Here is a 16,806-nt window from a genome sequence, read left to right as displayed (position 1 = left end):
TAGCCGCCGCCGTGGTGGGCCTCGCCCTCACCGCTACCCCGCCGCCTCGGCCGCCCCGCAGGAGACCTTCGTGCCCACGGGGATCGTCTCGCCGGACGGGGTGTTCTTGGGGTCCGGCTCCGTGGCCTCGGTCGAATTCGGCTGGCCGGTATTCGCCGATGTCGTGTTCCCGGACGTGAAGCCGCTGTTCCAGGCGCTTGCGGACGGCTCCGCCGTCGTCCTCGACTTTATCGAGGCAGGGGGCGAACGGACTGCCCGGACCGCTCCGCGAACTCGTGCCCACGTTCCTCCGCTGAGGCAGCGCCCGGACCTCTGGCGCCCGCGTCGAGGTCCTTCCCGCGCCTCTGGCGCCGCATCAAGTGAAGGCCTCGGCTTATCGAATAACAGCGTTCTAATAAAAGTTAGTTTCCCTAGTGTTAATGTTGCTGTAAGCGACAAACATTGAGGGGATTTCATGTTCACGCCAAGGGGTTCGATTTCGCATGCCGCCAAGACGGTGGCCGCCACGGTCTTCGCGGGGGCGCTCGGCGCAGCCGCAGTAGCGGGAGCCGGGACGGCTGCGGCCGCCGAGCCGGCGCCGCTCGGCTCGGCGGAGGTTTCCGCCTCCGTGCAGGGCTCGCTCATGGACCAGCCGGAGAACGATCCGAACCTGCCGATCGGGGAGGACCCGTTCCTCGGCCCGCTCCCGGTCCCCTTCAACATCGCGGCGGGCGTCAAGGCCGCGCTGGCCCCACAGGTAGCGCCCCCGGGGGCCAATGACTGGAATTGCAAGCCCAGCGCGGAGCACCCGCGCCCGGTCGTCCTCGTCAACCCGACCGTCACCACGCAGGCCCTCGCCTTCCAGGCCGGAGCGCCACTGTTACACAACGCCGGGTACTGCGTGTTCACGTTTAACTACGGAAACGTGACCCCGTTCCCGGACTTCCCGGCGCAGGCCCTCGGGGACATCCCCACGGGCGCCCAGGTCCTCTCCGACACGGTGGACCGGGTCCTCGCGGCATCGGGCGCCGAGCAGGTCGACCTCGTCGGCCACTCGCAGGGCGGCGGGATCATGCCGGACTACTACCTCAAGGAGCTCGGCGGCGCCGAGAAGGTCCACACCAAGGTCGGCATCTCGCCCTCGACGGGCACCTCTCTGAGCACACTGGCGTTCCTCCGCACCCTCATCCCGGTCCTCGGGCCGATCGTCTACGGGAGCATCGACACCCTTACTCCGGCTTCGACTCAGCAGGTCTACGATTCGGAGGTTTCGAAGAAGGTGTACCCGGACGGGGTCGTATCGCCGGCCGAGGGAGTGGAAAACTATGCCATCGTCACCGACCAGGACGAGGTGGTCACCCCCTACACCGGCCAGTTCTACGAAGGCGTCCCCGAGGATCACAACATTCTTCTCCAGGATGGCTGCGTGGTCGACCGCTCGGAGCACGTTTCCACGATGTACAACGAACGTGCGTGGAGGCATGTCCTCAACTCGCTCGATCCGGAACGCCGCCAGGGCGTCCCCTGCTTCCCGGTCGCGCCCTTCGCGCCCTGGGTCAAGTAGCTTCCGCTAGTCCCTTCCGCCTGCGGGGAAGCGGAACACGGCGAACAGCGTCGCGGCGACCACGAGAGTGGGAATCCACGTGAATCCCGCCTCGATCGCCGTGAGCGCCGAGTCCGGCTGGGCCGCGCCGCCCGCCGAGGACACGTAGCCCCCTGCGGCGAGGACGAGTCCGAAGGCGAGAGGGCCGCCCGCGAGGCCGAGCGTCTCCCCGCCGGACCACAGCCCGGTGAAGACCCCGGCCCGGTTCTGTCCCGTGGCGGTCGCATCTGCGGCCGCCACGTCGTTCATCATGGCGGGCGGGAAGATCTGGCAGCCGGCGTATCCGCCGCCCATCACTGCGATGGTGGCGCACGTCGTCACGATCCCGAGGTGCAGTGCACCCCAGGTGGCGAGGCCGCCCAGAGCGAGAAGGCCCGTCGCGAGGGCGAGGCCGGTGCGCCGGTCGAAACGCCTGGCGAGAAGCTCCCACGCGGGCGTGAGGACGATCGCCGGGCCGACGAAGCATACGAAGAGCACCGAGGACGCGGACTCCGAGCCGAGGACGTGCCGGGCCACGTAGTCGACCCCCGCGAGCACCATGCCCGTGCCGAAGGCCTGCAGCATCCACACGGCCGCGATCGCGCGGAACGGGCCGTTCCCGAGAACGAGGGAGAGCTGCTCGCGCAGCGCTCCGCCCGCCGCCTCGGTGCGCCGGAATCGTGCCCGCCCGAGGCTTCTCCACGAGAGCCACGCGCCGGCGGCGATGAGTGTCCCGACAAAGATCCCGACCGCGGGGTAGCCGATCGCGTCTCGAAGGAGCGGCGAGGCGCCACCCGTGATGAGGATGACCACCGCGAGGATCGTGACCCGCCACGCCATGAACCGCGTGCGTTCGTCGTAGTCGTCGGTGATCTCGGTGAGCACGGTGTTGAACGGGATCTGGAAGAACGAAAACGCCGTGGCGCAGGCGAGGAACGCGAGGAACACCCACAGTGCACCCAGGCCGGATCCCAGGCCCGCGGGGACCGCGAAGAGCACGGCGAATCCCACCGCCAACGCGAGGACCGCGGGGAGCAGGAACGGCCGCCGCGGCCCGTGCGGGTGGACGAACCCGTCGGAGAGGCGGCCCACGAACGGGTTGAGCAGCACATTCCACGCCTTCGGGGCGAACACGATGAGCCCCGCGAGCCACGCGGCGACGCCGAGCGAGTCCGTGAGCAGGGGGAGGAGCAGCAGGCCCGGCACAGCGTTGAACGACGTGATGGCGAGCTCCGCGGCACCGTAGCCCGCGCGATCCCGCGCGGAATAGGTGGGCGTGGTCGGTTGCACAAATCAAAGAACTACCACCGTTGACGGCGGAGGCCCCGGAAAACGGAGCGCCTCGGTGGCGAGGTCTACCATCGTTCTGCGCCGTCCGCGGCGTGCTTCGGGCGAATGCCCCAGCGAAGAATTGTTGAACTCCCGAACGTCACAGATCCACAGAAAGAACAGGTACCACCATGTCCGCTCCCGCACGTTTCCTCGGCCGCGCGCTCTTCGCCCCGCTCTTCTACGCGGGTGCGCGCAACGCGATCTCCAAGGCCGACGGGGTCGCAGGGCTCATCGACAAGCGCCGTGCGCAGGTCGGGCTCACGGACCTCCCGGTGTCCTCGAAGCAGCTCGTCCAGGTGAACGGAGCAACGCAGATCGGGCTGAGCACCACGATGGCTCTAGGGATCGCGCCGCGCCTCTCCGCGCTCGGGCTCATCGGCTCGCTCGTTCCCACTACCCTTGCGGGCCATGCCTTCTGGGAGGAAGACGACGAGACGGCGAAGAACAACCAGCTCCTCCAGTTCGTCAAGAACGCCGCTGTCGTCGGCGGCCTCCTCTACGTCTCGGGGGCCCCGAAGCGCTAGGGGTACCGGGCGAGGGCAGGGTAACGGTCCTGGGATCGGCGGGAGTCCGGGCGAGAGACTACCGTTGTAGGTGGGAACACTTAGGACAGTCAAGGAGGCTCCATGGCCGACACACGCTCCAGCGACGGCACGACAGGCACGCCGGTCGTCTCCGGCACCGCACAGGTCATCAACGACTCTGCCTCGGGATCGTCGAAGCACAAGGTCGTCATCATCGGCTCGGGCTTCGGCGGGCTCGCCGCCGCCCAGGAGTTCAAGGGCAACGAGAACGTCGAGGTCACGATCGTCGCCCGGACCGGGCACCACCTCTTCCAGCCGCTGCTCTACCAGGTGGCCACGGGCATCCTCTCGGTCGGCGAGATCGCTCCGTCGACGCGCATGATCCTCCGGGATCAGGAGAACGCGCGCGTCGTCCTCGGCGATGTCGAGCGGATCGATATCGAGAAGAAGCTAGTCTACGCCGAGATGGGCCATATCGATTTCGAGCTCACCTACGACAGCCTCATCGTCGCCGCCGGCGCCGGGCAGTCCTACTTCGGCAACGACCATTTCGAGGTCTTCGCCCCGGGGATGAAGACGATCGACGACGCCCTCGAGCTCCGCTCGCGGATCCTCGGCTGCTTCGAGCAGGCCGAGATCACCGAGGACCCCGAGGAGCGCCGCCGCCTCCTCACCTTCGTCATCGTCGGCGCGGGACCCACGGGCGTGGAGATGGCGGGCCAGGTCGCCGAGCTCGCGCACAAGACCCTGCGCGACAGCTTCCGCACCTTCGATCCCGCGGACGCCCGGGTCATCCTCATGGACGCCGCGCCGCTCGTGCTTCCGCCGTTCGGCGAGAACCTCGGCGCTAAGGCCCGCGCCGCGCTCGAGCGGATCGGCGTCGAGGTGCAGCTCAATGCGATGGTGCAGAACGTCGACTACGACGGCATCGAGGTCAAATACAAGGACGGGCACGTCGAGCGCATCCCGGCCTCGTGCAAGATCTGGTCGGCCGGCGTCGCCGCGAGCCCGCTCGGCTCCCACGTCGCCGAGCAGACCGGAGCGGAGGTCGACCGCGCCGGCCGCGTCAAGGTTAACGAGGACTTCACGCTCCCCGGGCAGCCGGACGTGTTCCTGGTCGGCGACATGGTCAACCTAAACAACTGGCCCGGCGTCGCGCCGTTCGCGCAGCAGGGCGGGCGCTACGTCTCCCGGCTCATCGCCAACGAGCTCGAGGGCGCCTCGCCCGCGCAGCGCAAGCCCTTCAAGTACTTCGACAAGGGCTCGATGGCGACGGTCTCGCGCTACTCTGCTGTGGTCAAGGTCGGCAAGCTGCAGATCTCGGGCTTCATCGCCTGGCTCATGTGGCTCGCGGTGCACCTCGCCACGCTCGTCGGCTTCCGTAGCCGCTTCATGGCGATCATCTCGTGGGGCATGCAGGTCAACGGCAACCGCCGCGCGCAGCTCACCTCCACCAAGCAGTGGGCGTACGGCCGCCAGGCGATGCAGAACCTCGAGGGCGGCAAGGACGCGAAGGGCGCCAAGGAGATCTCCGAGTAGTCGAGCCCGGTGGTCGGCCGCGGGGCGTTCGGGCAAGGATCGGTAAAAGCCGGGTATGACGGCGGAGGCTACGAGACAATGGACCTCCGCCGTCAGGCATAGCCGTATACACAACCCGGAGGTCCGATGAGTCTCACGCCCGAACAGATCCGTGCCACTGCCGAGGCCTACGTGGCCGCGCTCGATCGCAGCGACACCGACGCGCTGGCCGCGCTCTACGCCGAGGGAGCGGCCGTCGAGGACCCGGTGGGTTCGCCCGTGCGAGAGGGCAACGCGGCGATCGGCGAGTTCTACGGGAACCTCGCCGGGCTGCGGATGGACGCGAAGCTTCTCGAGGTCCGCGTGTGCGGGCGCGAGCTGCTGTTCAACTTCGAGCTCGTGACCCACTTCGACGAGAACACCCGGACCACGATCAACGTGTGGGACAACATGGTCCTCGACGACGAAGGCAAGGTTCTGTCGATGAAGGCCTACTGGGGCGAGGACAACGTTTCCTAGCGGCTCGCACAGGAGGCGCCCGCGGCCCGGGCCGGCGGGGGCTACCATCGTGGCGTGATTACCTCGATTGTCTTCGTCCAGGTCGATACGTCCCGCATCCCCGAGGTCGCCGAATCGATCGCGGAACTCGACGGCGTCTCGGAGGTCTATTCGGTCACCGGCGCGATCGACCTCATCGTGCTGGTCCGCACCCGGAGCCACGAAGAGATAGCCCAGGTCGTCTCCGACAGGCTCAACAAGATCGACGGGGTCATCGAGACCGAGACCCACATCGCTTTCAGGGCGCTGTCGAAGGTCGACCTCCAGGCCGCGTTCAGCCTCGGCTTCGAGGAGTAGCCGTGCCCGGCGCGCACTCGCGCAGGGCCCCACGCCACACGCATAGCCCGGCGCCGCGCCTGCCCTGCGGGTCGGCCCTGCCGGCCCGGCCTCAGGAGGCGCGGGCCGTGGTCTCCGAGGCCGCCGAACTCGCCGCGGCGGCGCTGCGCGCCGCTCCGTCCTCGTGCTCAAGGAGCTCGAGCAGCGAATGCAGTGGAAGCATTGCCTCGGAGAGCCTCCTGCGCTCGCCGTCCGGGAGCTCGGCGATGGTCGTGGACAGGCGCGTCGCCTGCTCCTCCCGGTAGCGGCGGATGGCCATGCGGCCCTCGGGCGTGACGGCGACGATCACCGCCCTGCGGTCGTCGTGTGCGGGTAGTCGGGAGGCGAAGCCGAGGTCCTCGAGTACGGAGACCGCGTTCGACGCGGTGGGCACCCGGACGCGCTCGCGCCTGGCGAGTTCGGTGACTCTCATGGATCCGTGCTGGTCGAGAGTCTGAAGCAACGATGCTTGGGACGTAGATATGTCGGTGTTGACCCGACTTCGGCGCATGAGCAACTCGATACGCCCGAAAACATCGCGGAGCTGTGTTGCACACACGTCCGCCTGTGGCTGGTCTTCCATGATCCCCTCAGATCGCAATGGCGAGACCACGACTTCTCTTCCGTCGGCCGGGACCGGCCGCGGGAGGGTGCCACGGGTCGATCGAGAAGACCCGACCCCAGGCGTCCACTGAGCCGCGGTGCGCATATCGGCCTTCCCCCGAAGGCCGATGATCGCTGTTAATACTAAGCACACGAAAGTCGAATGTCACGGGGGACAAGAACTTTCGAATGCGAACATTCGTCCAACTCGGCGAAACGCCGCCCGCGTGGCCGTAGATGTCGGACACTTGTCCCATGGACAAACCTTGCGAGATTGCCACCACCGAATACGGTGACCCGGCCGCGCCCACGATCGTGCTCGTGCACGGCGTGATCCACCGGCAGCACGCCTGGGACCAGGTCGTCCCGCTGCTCGCCGACGATTTCCACGTCGTGACCCTCGACCTGCCGGGGCACGGCGCCTCGGACCCGATCCCGGACGACGTCGATCCGGTGCCCTTCGTGGTCGATGCGGTCGAGGGGACCATCCGCGGCTACGGCACGGAGGCCGGGCGCCCGCATCTCGTGGGCAACTCGCTCGGCGGCTGGGTCGCGCTCGAGCTCGGCAACAGGGGCTTGGCGTGCGGGGTCACGGGGATCTCGCCGGCCGGCTTCTTCCGCGGCCGTTTCGACACCGCGCATGCCGAGCACGTGTTCACCACCCTCTATTCGGTGGCGAAGGCGGCGCCGAAGCTTCTGCCGCGCTTGTCGCGGAATGCGGTGTCGCGCTCGCTCATGTTCGGCGCGTTCAGCACCCACCCGTGGCGCTACCCGGCCGCGTCGATGGCCGTCGACGCCGAGGCGCTCCCCGGGAACGCTCTGTTCGAGGAGCTGCCCGAGCTCGAGTTCCCGTTCACCTCCCCCATCGATCGGAATCTGCCCATCACGATCGCGTGGGGTACGCGAGACCTCGTACTCCTCCCCGGGCAGCGGCATCGGGTCCACGACGTGTTTCCGCAGGCGCGGATCATCCCGCTCAAGGGGCTCGGGCACGTGCCCATGTCCGATGATCCCGAGCGGATCGCCGGCGTCATCCGGGTATCCGCCAACCGTTCCTTCGCGCGCGAGCTCCGGCTCGACTCGCTCGGCCTGCCGCGGTGACCCCGCCCGCAGATCCAGGGCGCTAGGGTTGGCCGGGCCGCATAGTATGCGGCGCTTCCTTTTCATTTCGGATCGTCCGGCACGTTCCTGCCGGTAAAAGGCAAACACACAGGGGTGCGCAAGAACCATGGCAAGAGTGCTCTTCGACAACGTCTCGATCGTCTACCCGGGCGCCGACCGCCCGAGCGTCGATCGGCTCGACCTCGACATCGCGGACGGCGAGTTCCTCGTCCTCGTCGGGCCATCGGGCTGCGGTAAGTCCACGACCCTCCGCGCGCTCGCGGGGCTCGAGGACACGGCGGCCGGGCGGATCGTCATCGGCGACAAGGATGTCACCGGGATGGAGCCCAAGGACCGCGACATCGCGATGGTCTTCCAGAACTACGCGCTCTACCCGCACTACTCGGTGCGCCGGAACATGGGCTTCGCCCTCGAGCTCACGAAGACCCCGAAGAAGGAGATCGCCGAGCGCGTCGAGCGCGCCGCGGAGATGCTCGATCTCACCGAGTTCCTCGACCGCAAGCCCAAGGAGCTCTCGGGCGGGCAGCGCCAGCGCGTCGCGATGGGCCGCGCCATCGTCCGCAACCCGCGCGTCTTCCTCATGGACGAGCCGCTGTCGAACCTCGACGCCAAGCTCCGCGTGGCGACCCGCACGCAGATCGCCACGCTGCAGCGGGACCTCGGCACCACGACGATCTACGTGACCCACGATCAGGTCGAGGCCATGACCATGGGGGACCGCGTCGCCGTCCTCGACAAGGGCCGGTTGCAGCAGGTCGACACCCCGAAGAACCTCTACAACGATCCCGTCAACGCGTTCGTCGCCGGGTTCATCGGTTCGCCGGCGATGAACCTCTTCGCCGCCCCGGTGCGCGGCGGCGCCGTCGAGCGCCCCGGAATCGGCGATGCGGCCCCGGCCGGGGTCGACGGCCAGGTGATGGTCGGCGTGCGGCCCGAGCACCTCTCCACGGTGACGGCGGGGCAGGGGATCGATGCCGTGGTCGAACTCGTCGAGGAGCTCGGCTCGGACTCGTACGTCCACGCGCGGACCGAGACCGGCTACGCCATCGTCTTCCGCGCGGGCGCAGACGAGCGTCTCGCGAAGGGCGACCGCGTCTCGCTCGCCGTGAAGGAGGGCTCGGTACGCTTCTTCGACATCGAGACCGGGGACCGCCTGCGCTAGGAGGCCTGCACGCGGCGGGCCGACCCCGGTGCTGCCCCCGTCGTCCGACGTCATACATTTGACGCCGAGGAACGGGCGGCGCCGGGGCGCGGCCGAACTCGCGCGGCCGAATGCCGAGCGATGCCGCGCGGCAGCTCGTACCCTCTGGTGCAGTGCATCCATCTGCACCCGGACGCGCCGGCGACGACCTCGCGGGCGCCGCGCGCGAGGAGACGCTATGAGTGACCCCCAGAGCTCCGCACGGGAAACCGCGCAGGAATCGAGCGAGGACTTCTATCCGGGGCGGGCCATCACCCTCGCCGCGGTCGCCGCCCTCGGCGGCTTCCTCTTCGGCTTCGACACAGCGGTGATCAACGGGACCGTCGACGCGGTTAAGGAGCAGTTCGGGATCGGCTCGGGGCTCCTCGGCTTCGTCGTCTCCTCCGCGCTGCTCGGCTGCGTGGTCGGCGCCTACGCCGCGGGCCGCCTCTCCGATCGCTTCGGCCGTGTGCGGATCATGGAGATCGCGGCGGTCATGTTCTTCCTCAGCTCCGTGGGCTCGGCGTTCTCGTTCGGCCCCGTGGACCTCATCATCTGGCGCGTGATCGGCGGGCTCGGCGTCGGTGCCGCCTCCGTGATCGCCCCGGCGTACATCGCCGAGGTCGCGCCTGCCTCGATCCGGGGCCGCCTCGGCTCGCTGCAGCAGCTCGCGATCGTCCTCGGCATCTTCGTCGCGCTGCTCACCAATGCGTGGTTCGCCGCGGCGGCGGACGGGGCCGGCGAGGAACTGTGGTTCGGCATCGACGCGTGGCGCTGGATGTTCCTCGCGGAGGTCATTCCCACCGCGATCTACGGACTGCTTGCCAGGACAATCCCCGAATCTCCGCGCTACCTGGTCAAGGTGGGCCGGGTGGACCGTGCGCGGGCGATCCTCGCGACCATCCTCAAGGCCGGGGTCGACGAGCGCATCGAGGAGATTCGCAAGACCCTGGCCACCGAGCGCGCCTCGAGCTTCGCCGACCTGCGCGGCCCGGCGCTCGGCCTGCTCCCCATCGTGTGGATCGGCGTGCTGCTCTCGGTCTTCCAGCAGTTCGTCGGCATCAACGTGATCTTCTACTACTCCTCGACGCTGTGGCAGTCCGTGGGATTCAGCGAGGACTCGGCTCTCACCCAGTCGGTGATCACGTCGATCACCAACATCGTGGTGACCATCGTCGCGATCGGGCTCATCGACAAAATCGGGCGCCGCAAGCTCCTCGCGATCGGCTCGGCGGGCATGGTGCTCAGCCTCGGCACGCTCACGTGGATGTTCGCCACCGCGAATGTGGTCGACGGCGAGCCCTCGCTGAGCGGGGCGCCGGGCGTGATCGCGCTGGTCGCGGCCAACGCCTTCGTCGTCTTCTTCGGTATGTCCTGGGGCCCGGCCGTGTGGGTGCTGCTCGGCGAGATGTTCAACAACCGCATCCGCGGCGCCGCGCTCGGACTCGCCGCGGCGGTGCAGTGGATCGCGAACTTCGTCGTCTCCACGAGCTTCCCCGGCCTCGCCGACGTGAGCCTCGGCGTCCCCTACGGCCTCTACACGATCTTCGCGCTGCTCTCGCTCGTCTTCGTGCTGCGCTACGTGCCCGAGACTAAGGGCCGCGAGCTCGAGTCGATGTAGCGCCGGGCTGGAATCCTGCGGCGCCGTAGCGCCGGAGCCATGCCGGTCCGGAATCCTGCGGCGCCGTAGCGCCTCTCGGGAGGGCTTTTCGGGTATGACGGCGGTCCGCCGCGGTACCATGCCGCCGGCCCACGACACGAAGTTTAAGTTTTCCTTTGTGCGGTCCTGGTGAAGGGTTAAGCTCGTGGGGAACGTGTGACATCCCGCACAGGACAGTGCGCTGCGGGTCACCCGGCACTACAAGCGAAGAGGAACGGAAGCTCTATGACTTCTTTCGGCAAGTTCACGAAGGCGGCGGCGCTGGCCTCGGTGTCCGTGATCGCGCTGTCCGCGTGCAGCTCGAGCGAGGAGCCTGCGGGCTCGGGGGACGGCGGCGGCGACGGCCACGGCGAGATCACCTTCGCCATGGGTAGCAACGACACCGACAAGCTCAAGCCGGTGATCGAGGACTGGAACAAGGAGCACCCCGGCGAGAAGGTCAACCTCGTCGAGCTCCCCGCCGAGCAGGACGACCAGCGCGACACCCTGACCCAGTCGCTGCAGGCCGGCGGCACGGACTACGACGTCTTCGCGCTCGACGTGACCGACACCGCGCAGTTCGCCGCCAACGGCTGGCTCGAGCCCATCGAGGGCGAAGGCGCTCCGGACCTCTCCGGTCTCCTCGACGCGACGGTCGAGTCCGCGACGTACAACGACAAGGTCTACGCGGTCCCGCAGAACACCAACGCCCAGCTCCTCTACTACCGCACCGACCTCGTCGACGCGGCGCCGAAGACCTGGGACGAGCTCAAGAACTCCTGCTCGAAGGCGAAGGAGGCGAACGTCGACTGCCTCGACATGCAGCTCAAGCAGTACGAGGGCCTCTCCGTCGCCGCCACCCAGTTCATGCAGAGCTGGGGCGGCACCGTGGTGGGCGAGGACGGTTCGACCCCGACCCTCGACGACCCGAAGTCGGTCGAGGGCTTCACCGCCCTCGTCGACGGCTACAAGGACGACACGATCGCCAAGCGCTCGGACGGCTTCTCCGAGGAAGAGACCGCGCAGGCCTTCCTCGCCGGCGAGACCATGTACTCGTACAACTGGCCGTACATGTACGACTCCGCAGAGACCGAGGACTCCTCGCAGGTCAAGGGCAAGTTCGCGGTCGCGCCGATAGTGGGCAAGGACGGCGCCGGCGCCTCGACGCTCGGCGGCTACAACGACGCCATCAACGTCAACTCGAAGAACAAGGGCACGGCGAAGGACTTCCTCTCGTACGTGATCTCCGAGAAGGTCCAGGCCAGCTTCGCCGACCAGTCCTTCCCGCCGGTCCTCTCGTCGATCTACGACGACCAGGCGCTCAAGGACAAGTACCCGTACATGGAGGCGCTCAAGGCGGCGCTCGACTCGGCCGTCCCGCGCCCGGTGAGCCCGTACTACCAGAACGTCTCCAAGGCGATCCAGGACAACACCTGGGCCGCGCTCAAGAACAATGTTCCGGTGGACAAGGCGCTGTCCGACATGTCGGCAGCCATCGAGCAGGCCTCCAACTAACAGAGGCGTTCTCGAAGAGGCATAGGAACGGGCCGGGGCACGTGCCCCGGCCCGTTCCTATGTGCCGCACAGCACAGTAGACTCCCCGGAGGATATTCCCGGGAGACCGCAAGGGGAGAGCACCGCAGCGCATGAGCACACCGATCATCGACGGCGCCACGACGCCTGAATCGTCGCCGGACCCCGTGGCCGCGCCACGAAAGAAATTCGACTGGCGGCCGGTACTTCTCATCGGCCCGTCGATCGTGTTGCTCGCCGTCATTATCGGCTTCCCGATCGTCCGGGCGATCTACCTGTCCTTCATCGCCGACAAGCACCTCGACCCGGACACGGGACGCTTCGTCACCGGCGGCTGGGCCGGTTTCCAGCACTACCTCTACTGGATCACCCAGTCGTGCACGTCCTCCACCGGGCAGACGCAGGTGTGTGCGCCCGGCTCCTCGGCCACGGACTTCTGGCCGGCGGTGCGCAACACCGGGTTGTTCACGATCGTCACGGTGTCCATCGAGACCGTGCTCGGCTTCTTCATGGCCGTGATCATGGGGAAGAACATCTGGGGCCGCGGCCTCCTGCGCGCCGCAGTCCTCGTCCCGTGGGCGATCCCCACCGCCGTGACCGCCAAGCTCTGGGCGTTCATCTTCGCCGATCGAGGCATCGCCAACGGCCTGCTCGACTCGCTGTTCGGCGTCACCGTCTCGTGGACCACCGATCCGCTGTATTCGAAGATCGCCGTGATCATCGCGGACATCTGGAAGACCACGCCGTTCATGGCCCTGCTCATCCTCGCGGGCCTGCAGATGATCCCCGGTGGGGTGTACGAGGCCGCTCGGGTCGACGGCGCGAGCCGCTGGCAGCAGTTCGTGCACATCACGCTGCCGCTCGTGCGCCCGGCGCTCATGGTCGCGATCCTCTTCCGCACCCTCGACGCGCTGCGCATGTACGACCTGCCGGTCATCCTCATCTCGCCGAACTCGAACTCGCCGACGGCGACGGTGTCCCAGCTCGTGGTCAACGAGATCCGGGCGGGTAACGCGAACAACGCCTCGGCGCTGTCGACGCTGATCTTCCTCTTCATCTTCGTCGTGGCGTTCGTGATGGTGAAATTCCTCGGGGCAAACGTGGTCGCCGAGAGTACGGAGAGGACGAAACGCCTGCAGACGAAAGACGAGGGGGCCGTCTGATGGGCGCGAAGGACACCGGCGCGACCGTTCTCAAGGCGCCGCGGCCCAAGCTCGGGCCCATGATCGGCACGTACCTCGGGGCCGCCTTTATCCTCCTGTGGGGGCTCGCGCCCTTCTACTGGATGGTCATCACGGCGCTGCGCGACGACCAGTACACGTTCTCGCAGAACCCGCTGCCCTCCCACCTGACGCTCGACAATTTCTCCTCGGCGCTCGGGACCTCGACGGGCAACAACTTCCTCCACGCCATCGGCAACTCGGTGCTCATCTCGCTGGTGACCACCGCGGCCGCGATCCTCGTGGGCGTGTTCGCGGCCTACGCGCTGGCGCGGATCGAGTTCCGCGGGAAGTTCGTGGTCACCGGCATCGTGCTCGCGGCCTCGATGTTCCCCGGCGTTGCGCTGCTCACGCCGCTGTTCCAGCTCTTCACGAACCTCGGCTGGATCGGCTCGTACCAGGCGCTGATCATCCCGAACATCTCGTTCGCCCTGCCGCTCACGATCTACACGCTCACCTCGTTCTTCAACGACCTGCCGTGGGAGCTCGAGGAGGCGGCGCGCGTGGACGGGGCGACCCGTGGGCAGGCGTTCGTCAAGATCATCCTGCCGCTCGCCGCGCCCGCGATCTTCACCACCGCGATCCTCGCCTTCATCCAGACGTGGAACGAGTTCATGCTCTCGAGCCAGCTGTCGAACCGCAGCACCGAGCCCGTGACGGTCGCCATCGCCCGTTTCGCCGGCGACAATCCGTACACGCCGCCGCACGCGGCGATCATGGCGGCGGGCGCTTTGGTCACCGTGCCGCTCGTGGTCATGGTGCTCATCTTCCAGCGCCGCATCGTCACCGGGCTCACCTCCGGCGGGCTCAAGGACTAGGTGGGCCGAGACAGGTGGGCTTGCTCGATCCCGGCTCCTCGCACCCGCTCGCCAGGCGCCAGCGCCTCGAGCTCGCGGGCGGATTCGTCGGGTTCTTCGCGCTCATCGCGCTGGTCAACGCCGTGGGGCTCATCGCCACGGGGAGGCCGTCGGCGCTCGCGTCGATCATCCTGTTGGCGCTCATCGCGCTCGGGCTGGTGGTCTGGCGGGCCTGGAAAAGGGCCGACTCCGCCGTCAAAAACGGGGGAAAACAATAGGAGTACCGTTGCGCCGGCGCACGGCCTTGTCCTAGGCAACCGCTGACCTGCGCCGTTCGACTTGCCCGTGCGGTACCCCGGGCCGGTACCCTTGCTCGGTGAACAACGACACCCAGCCGAACGGGGTCACGGGGAACCCCGAAGCGCCCATCGCGAACGACACCTCGAGCCTCCGCTCCGAGCTCACGCCCTCGCAGGCGATGCTCCTCATCCGCATCCTCACGGCGGCGGCGTTCATCGTCATCCTCAACGAGACGACCATGACCCCGGCGATCGCCGTGCTCATGGACCAGTTCAACGTGGTCGAGTCCTCGGCGCAGTGGCTCACGACGGCGTTCATGCTCACCATGGCCGTCGCGATCCCGCTCACCGGCTGGTTCATCGACCGCTTCGGGCCGCGCGTGTCTCTCCTGACGGCGATGTCCACGTTTATCGTCGGCACCGCGCTCGCGGCGTTCGCGCCGAGCTTCGCCATCCTGCTCGGCGCGCGCGTGATCCAGGCGCTCGGCACCGCGGTGATGATCCCGCTGCTCATGACCACCCTGATGAACGTGATCCCCGAATTTGATCGCGGTCGCGTGATGGGCTCGGTGTCCCTCGCGATCTCCGTGGCCCCGGCCATCGGACCGTTCCTCGCCGGCGAGATCCTCAAGTACTTCGGCTGGCGCTGGATCTTCGGCATCGTGCTGCCGCTCGCGATCCTCGTGACCCTCGCGGCGGTGCGACTCATCCCGCGCGGCGGGGGAGCGGCGCGCGAGAGCATCGACCTCGTCTCGGTCCCGCTGTCCGTGATCGGCTTCGGCGGCATCGTGTGGGGCCTGTCGAGCTTCGGCGAGGGCGCCGAGCCGCCGCTGCCCGCATGGGCGCTGCTCGTAATCGGCCTGCTCGCCCTGGCCGCCATGGTGTGGCGCCAGATCTCGCTGCGGCGCTCGGGGCACGAGCCGCTGCTCGATGTCACCGCGTTCGCGCACAAGGATTTCTCGATCGGCGTCGCGCTCATGACGATCGGCTTCTCGGCCTTCCTCGGGATCATGATGCTGCTACCGCTCATCATGCAGGTGGCCAACGGCGATTCGCCGGAGGCCGCCGGCCGCGCGCTCATGCCCGCCGGCCTGATGATGGGCCTCCTCGGGCCGCTCGTCGGCCGCTTCTACGATCGGCACGGCGCGCGGAAGATCGTCGTGCCCGGCGCGATTCTCGCGACGGTGTCGCTCGCCGCGCAGGCGCTTCTCGCGCCCGGCGGGGAGTGGTGGCTCATCGCGATCATCAACTTCTTCGCGGGCACTGGTCTCGCGATGACCTTCACGCCGATGTTCACGGCCTCGCTCTCCGCGCTCCCCGCACCGCTGTACTCGCACGGTTCCGCGCTGCTCGCCACGATGCAGCAGGTGGGCGGCGCGGCCGGAATCGCCGTGCTCATCTCCCTCATGACGGCGGGCGCTTCGGCGCATGGCGGTCCGGCTCCCGATCACATGTACGGCGGGATGCTGTCGCTGCTCGGTGCCGCGGCGCTGATGTGCGTGGTCGTGGTGCTCGCGTTCTTCACGCCCAGTGGGAAGCCGGAGGCCGCCGGCGGCTCCCACGGCGGGCACTAGGGGAGCGCACGATTCGCGGAAGTAGCGCGAGTGGCGGGCAATAGGCTCGGATAGACGAAACCGGGGCCCTTCCGATGATTCGGAAGGGCCCCGGTTTTTCGTGGCGGTCGACTATCGCCGGCGGGGACTACGCCTCGCCCGAGATGAACGCCTCGAGCCGCGCGCGGGCGGTGTCGTCGGCGAGCTGCTCCGGCGGGGACTTCATGAGGTACGAGGACGCGGGCATGATCGGTCCGCCGATGCCGCGGTCCTTGGCGATCTTCGCGGCGCGCACGGCGTCGATGATGATGCCGGCCGAGTTCGGCGAATCCCAGACCTCGAGCTTGTACTCGAGGTTGAGCGGCACGTCGCCGAAGGCGCGGCCCTCGAGGCGGACGTACGCCCACTTGCGGTCGTCGAGCCACTCGACGTGGTCGGACGGGCCGATGTGGACGTTGCGGTCGGAGACCTTGCCGGCGAGCTCGCCGGTGAGGTTCGACGTGACGGCCTGGGTCTTCGAGACCTTCTTGGACTCGAGGCGCTCGCGCTCGAGCATGTTCTTGAAGTCCATGTTGCCGCCGACGTTGAGCTGGTAGGTGCGGTCGAGGGTCACGCCGCGATCCTCGAACAGCTTCGCCATCACGCGGTGCGTAATCGTCGCGCCGACCTGCGACTTGATGTCGTCGCCGACGATCGGCACGCCCGCGGAGCGGAACTTCTCGGCCCACTCCGGATCCGAGGCGATGAACACCGGCAGCGCGTTGACGAACGCCACGCCCGCGTCTAGCGCGCACTGCGCGTAGAACTTGTCGGCCTCCTCCGAGCCCACCGGCAGGTAGGACACGAGCACGTCGATCTCGGCGTCGCGGAGCGCGGCGACCACGTCGACCGCCTCGTCGGTGGATTCCTCGATGGTCTCGCGGTAGTACTTGCCGAGGCCGTCGAGCGTCGGGCCACGCTGCACCGACACACCGAGCGGCGGCACGTCCGAGATCTTGATGGTGTTGTTCTCCGAGGCGAAGATCGCCTCCGACAGGTCCATGCCGACCTTC

At 67.9% G+C, this 16,806-nt stretch carries 16 protein-coding genes; 13 read left to right on the top strand and 3 right to left on the bottom strand.

Annotated elements, in window-relative coordinates:
• Positions 1–454: 454 nt before the first annotated feature.
• Positions 455–1,543 carry an esterase/lipase family protein gene (locus V7E05_RS10150; RefSeq protein ID WP_333619540.1) on the top strand — a complete coding sequence of 363 codons (1,089 nt, stop codon included), beginning with the start codon at positions 455–457 and terminating at the stop codon, positions 1,541–1,543.
• Between the two features lie 6 nt (positions 1,544–1,549).
• On the opposite strand, the gene V7E05_RS10145 is transcribed toward V7E05_RS10150, so the two are convergent.
• Entirely contained in the window at positions 1,550–2,851 is a 1,302-nt protein-coding gene (locus V7E05_RS10145; RefSeq protein WP_333619539.1) for an MFS transporter, read from the bottom strand.
• 170 nt (positions 2,852–3,021) lie between these two features.
• On the opposite strand from V7E05_RS10145, the gene V7E05_RS10140 reads away from it, so the two are divergent.
• The 4 genes from V7E05_RS10140 to V7E05_RS10125 all read left to right on the top strand — a co-directional run bounded on the left by V7E05_RS10140 (position 3,022) and on the right by V7E05_RS10125 (position 5,790).
• Entirely contained in the window at positions 3,022–3,417 is a 396-nt protein-coding gene (locus tag V7E05_RS10140) for a DoxX family membrane protein (protein ID WP_333619538.1), read from the top strand.
• A 102-nt stretch (positions 3,418–3,519) separates the two neighbouring features.
• The gene (locus V7E05_RS10135) at positions 3,520–4,956 is read left to right on the top strand and encodes an NAD(P)/FAD-dependent oxidoreductase (RefSeq protein ID WP_333619537.1); all 1,437 of its coding nucleotides are present in this window, start codon (positions 3,520–3,522) and stop codon (positions 4,954–4,956) included.
• Between the two features lie 126 nt (positions 4,957–5,082).
• Positions 5,083–5,454, top strand: a complete 372-nt coding sequence (locus V7E05_RS10130; RefSeq protein ID WP_333619536.1) for a nuclear transport factor 2 family protein — start codon at positions 5,083–5,085, stop codon at positions 5,452–5,454.
• 54 nt (positions 5,455–5,508) lie between these two features.
• The gene (locus V7E05_RS10125) at positions 5,509–5,790 is read left to right on the top strand and encodes an Lrp/AsnC family transcriptional regulator (RefSeq protein WP_333619535.1); all 282 of its coding nucleotides are present in this window, start codon (positions 5,509–5,511) and stop codon (positions 5,788–5,790) included.
• 91 nt (positions 5,791–5,881) lie between these two features.
• On the opposite strand, the gene V7E05_RS10120 is transcribed toward V7E05_RS10125, so the two are convergent.
• The gene (locus V7E05_RS10120; RefSeq protein ID WP_333619545.1) at positions 5,882–6,319 is read right to left on the bottom strand and encodes a MarR family winged helix-turn-helix transcriptional regulator; all 438 of its coding nucleotides are present in this window, start codon (positions 6,317–6,319) and stop codon (positions 5,882–5,884) included.
• A 347-nt stretch (positions 6,320–6,666) separates the two neighbouring features.
• Here V7E05_RS10120 and V7E05_RS10115 point away from each other — a divergent pair, with 347 nt between their 5' ends.
• The 8 genes from V7E05_RS10115 to V7E05_RS10080 all read left to right on the top strand — a co-directional run bounded on the left by V7E05_RS10115 (position 6,667) and on the right by V7E05_RS10080 (position 15,775).
• The gene (locus V7E05_RS10115) at positions 6,667–7,512 is read left to right on the top strand and encodes an alpha/beta fold hydrolase (protein ID WP_333619534.1); all 846 of its coding nucleotides are present in this window, start codon (positions 6,667–6,669) and stop codon (positions 7,510–7,512) included.
• A gap of 127 nt (positions 7,513–7,639) precedes the next feature.
• The gene (locus tag V7E05_RS10110; RefSeq protein WP_333619533.1) at positions 7,640–8,695 is read left to right on the top strand and encodes an ABC transporter ATP-binding protein; all 1,056 of its coding nucleotides are present in this window, start codon (positions 7,640–7,642) and stop codon (positions 8,693–8,695) included.
• Between the two features lie 217 nt (positions 8,696–8,912).
• Positions 8,913–10,334 (top strand): sugar porter family MFS transporter, encoded by a 1,422-nt coding sequence (locus V7E05_RS10105; RefSeq protein WP_333619532.1) that lies wholly within the window; start codon positions 8,913–8,915, stop codon positions 10,332–10,334.
• A 264-nt stretch (positions 10,335–10,598) separates the two neighbouring features.
• Positions 10,599–11,867 (top strand): ABC transporter substrate-binding protein, encoded by a 1,269-nt coding sequence (locus V7E05_RS10100; protein ID WP_333619531.1) that lies wholly within the window; start codon positions 10,599–10,601, stop codon positions 11,865–11,867.
• Between the two features lie 131 nt (positions 11,868–11,998).
• Positions 11,999–13,048 (top strand): carbohydrate ABC transporter permease, encoded by a 1,050-nt coding sequence (locus V7E05_RS10095; RefSeq protein ID WP_333619530.1) that lies wholly within the window; start codon positions 11,999–12,001, stop codon positions 13,046–13,048.
• Positions 13,049–13,107: 59 nt separating this feature from the next.
• Positions 13,108–13,923, top strand: coding sequence for a carbohydrate ABC transporter permease (locus V7E05_RS10090; RefSeq protein ID WP_333619544.1), 816 nt, complete (start codon positions 13,108–13,110; stop codon positions 13,921–13,923).
• Positions 13,924–13,937: 14 nt separating this feature from the next.
• Complete coding sequence (locus V7E05_RS10085; protein WP_333619529.1) at positions 13,938–14,180, top strand: hypothetical protein; 243 nt, start codon at positions 13,938–13,940, stop codon at positions 14,178–14,180.
• 98 nt (positions 14,181–14,278) lie between these two features.
• A complete protein-coding gene (locus V7E05_RS10080; RefSeq protein WP_333619528.1) occupies positions 14,279–15,775 on the top strand; it encodes a DHA2 family efflux MFS transporter permease subunit in 1,497 nt (498 codons plus the stop codon).
• 127 nt (positions 15,776–15,902) lie between these two features.
• Here V7E05_RS10080 and V7E05_RS10075 read toward each other — a convergent pair.
• Positions 15,903–16,806, bottom strand: a 904-nt coding sequence (locus tag V7E05_RS10075; protein ID WP_333619527.1) for an inositol-3-phosphate synthase, incomplete at its 5' end; no start/stop codon positions are given.

Origin of the sequence: Dietzia sp., assembly GCF_036741115.1 — a bacterium.
GTDB lineage: Bacteria > Actinomycetota > Actinomycetes > Mycobacteriales > Mycobacteriaceae > Dietzia.
This window is presented reverse-complemented; position numbering and strand designations above follow the sequence as displayed.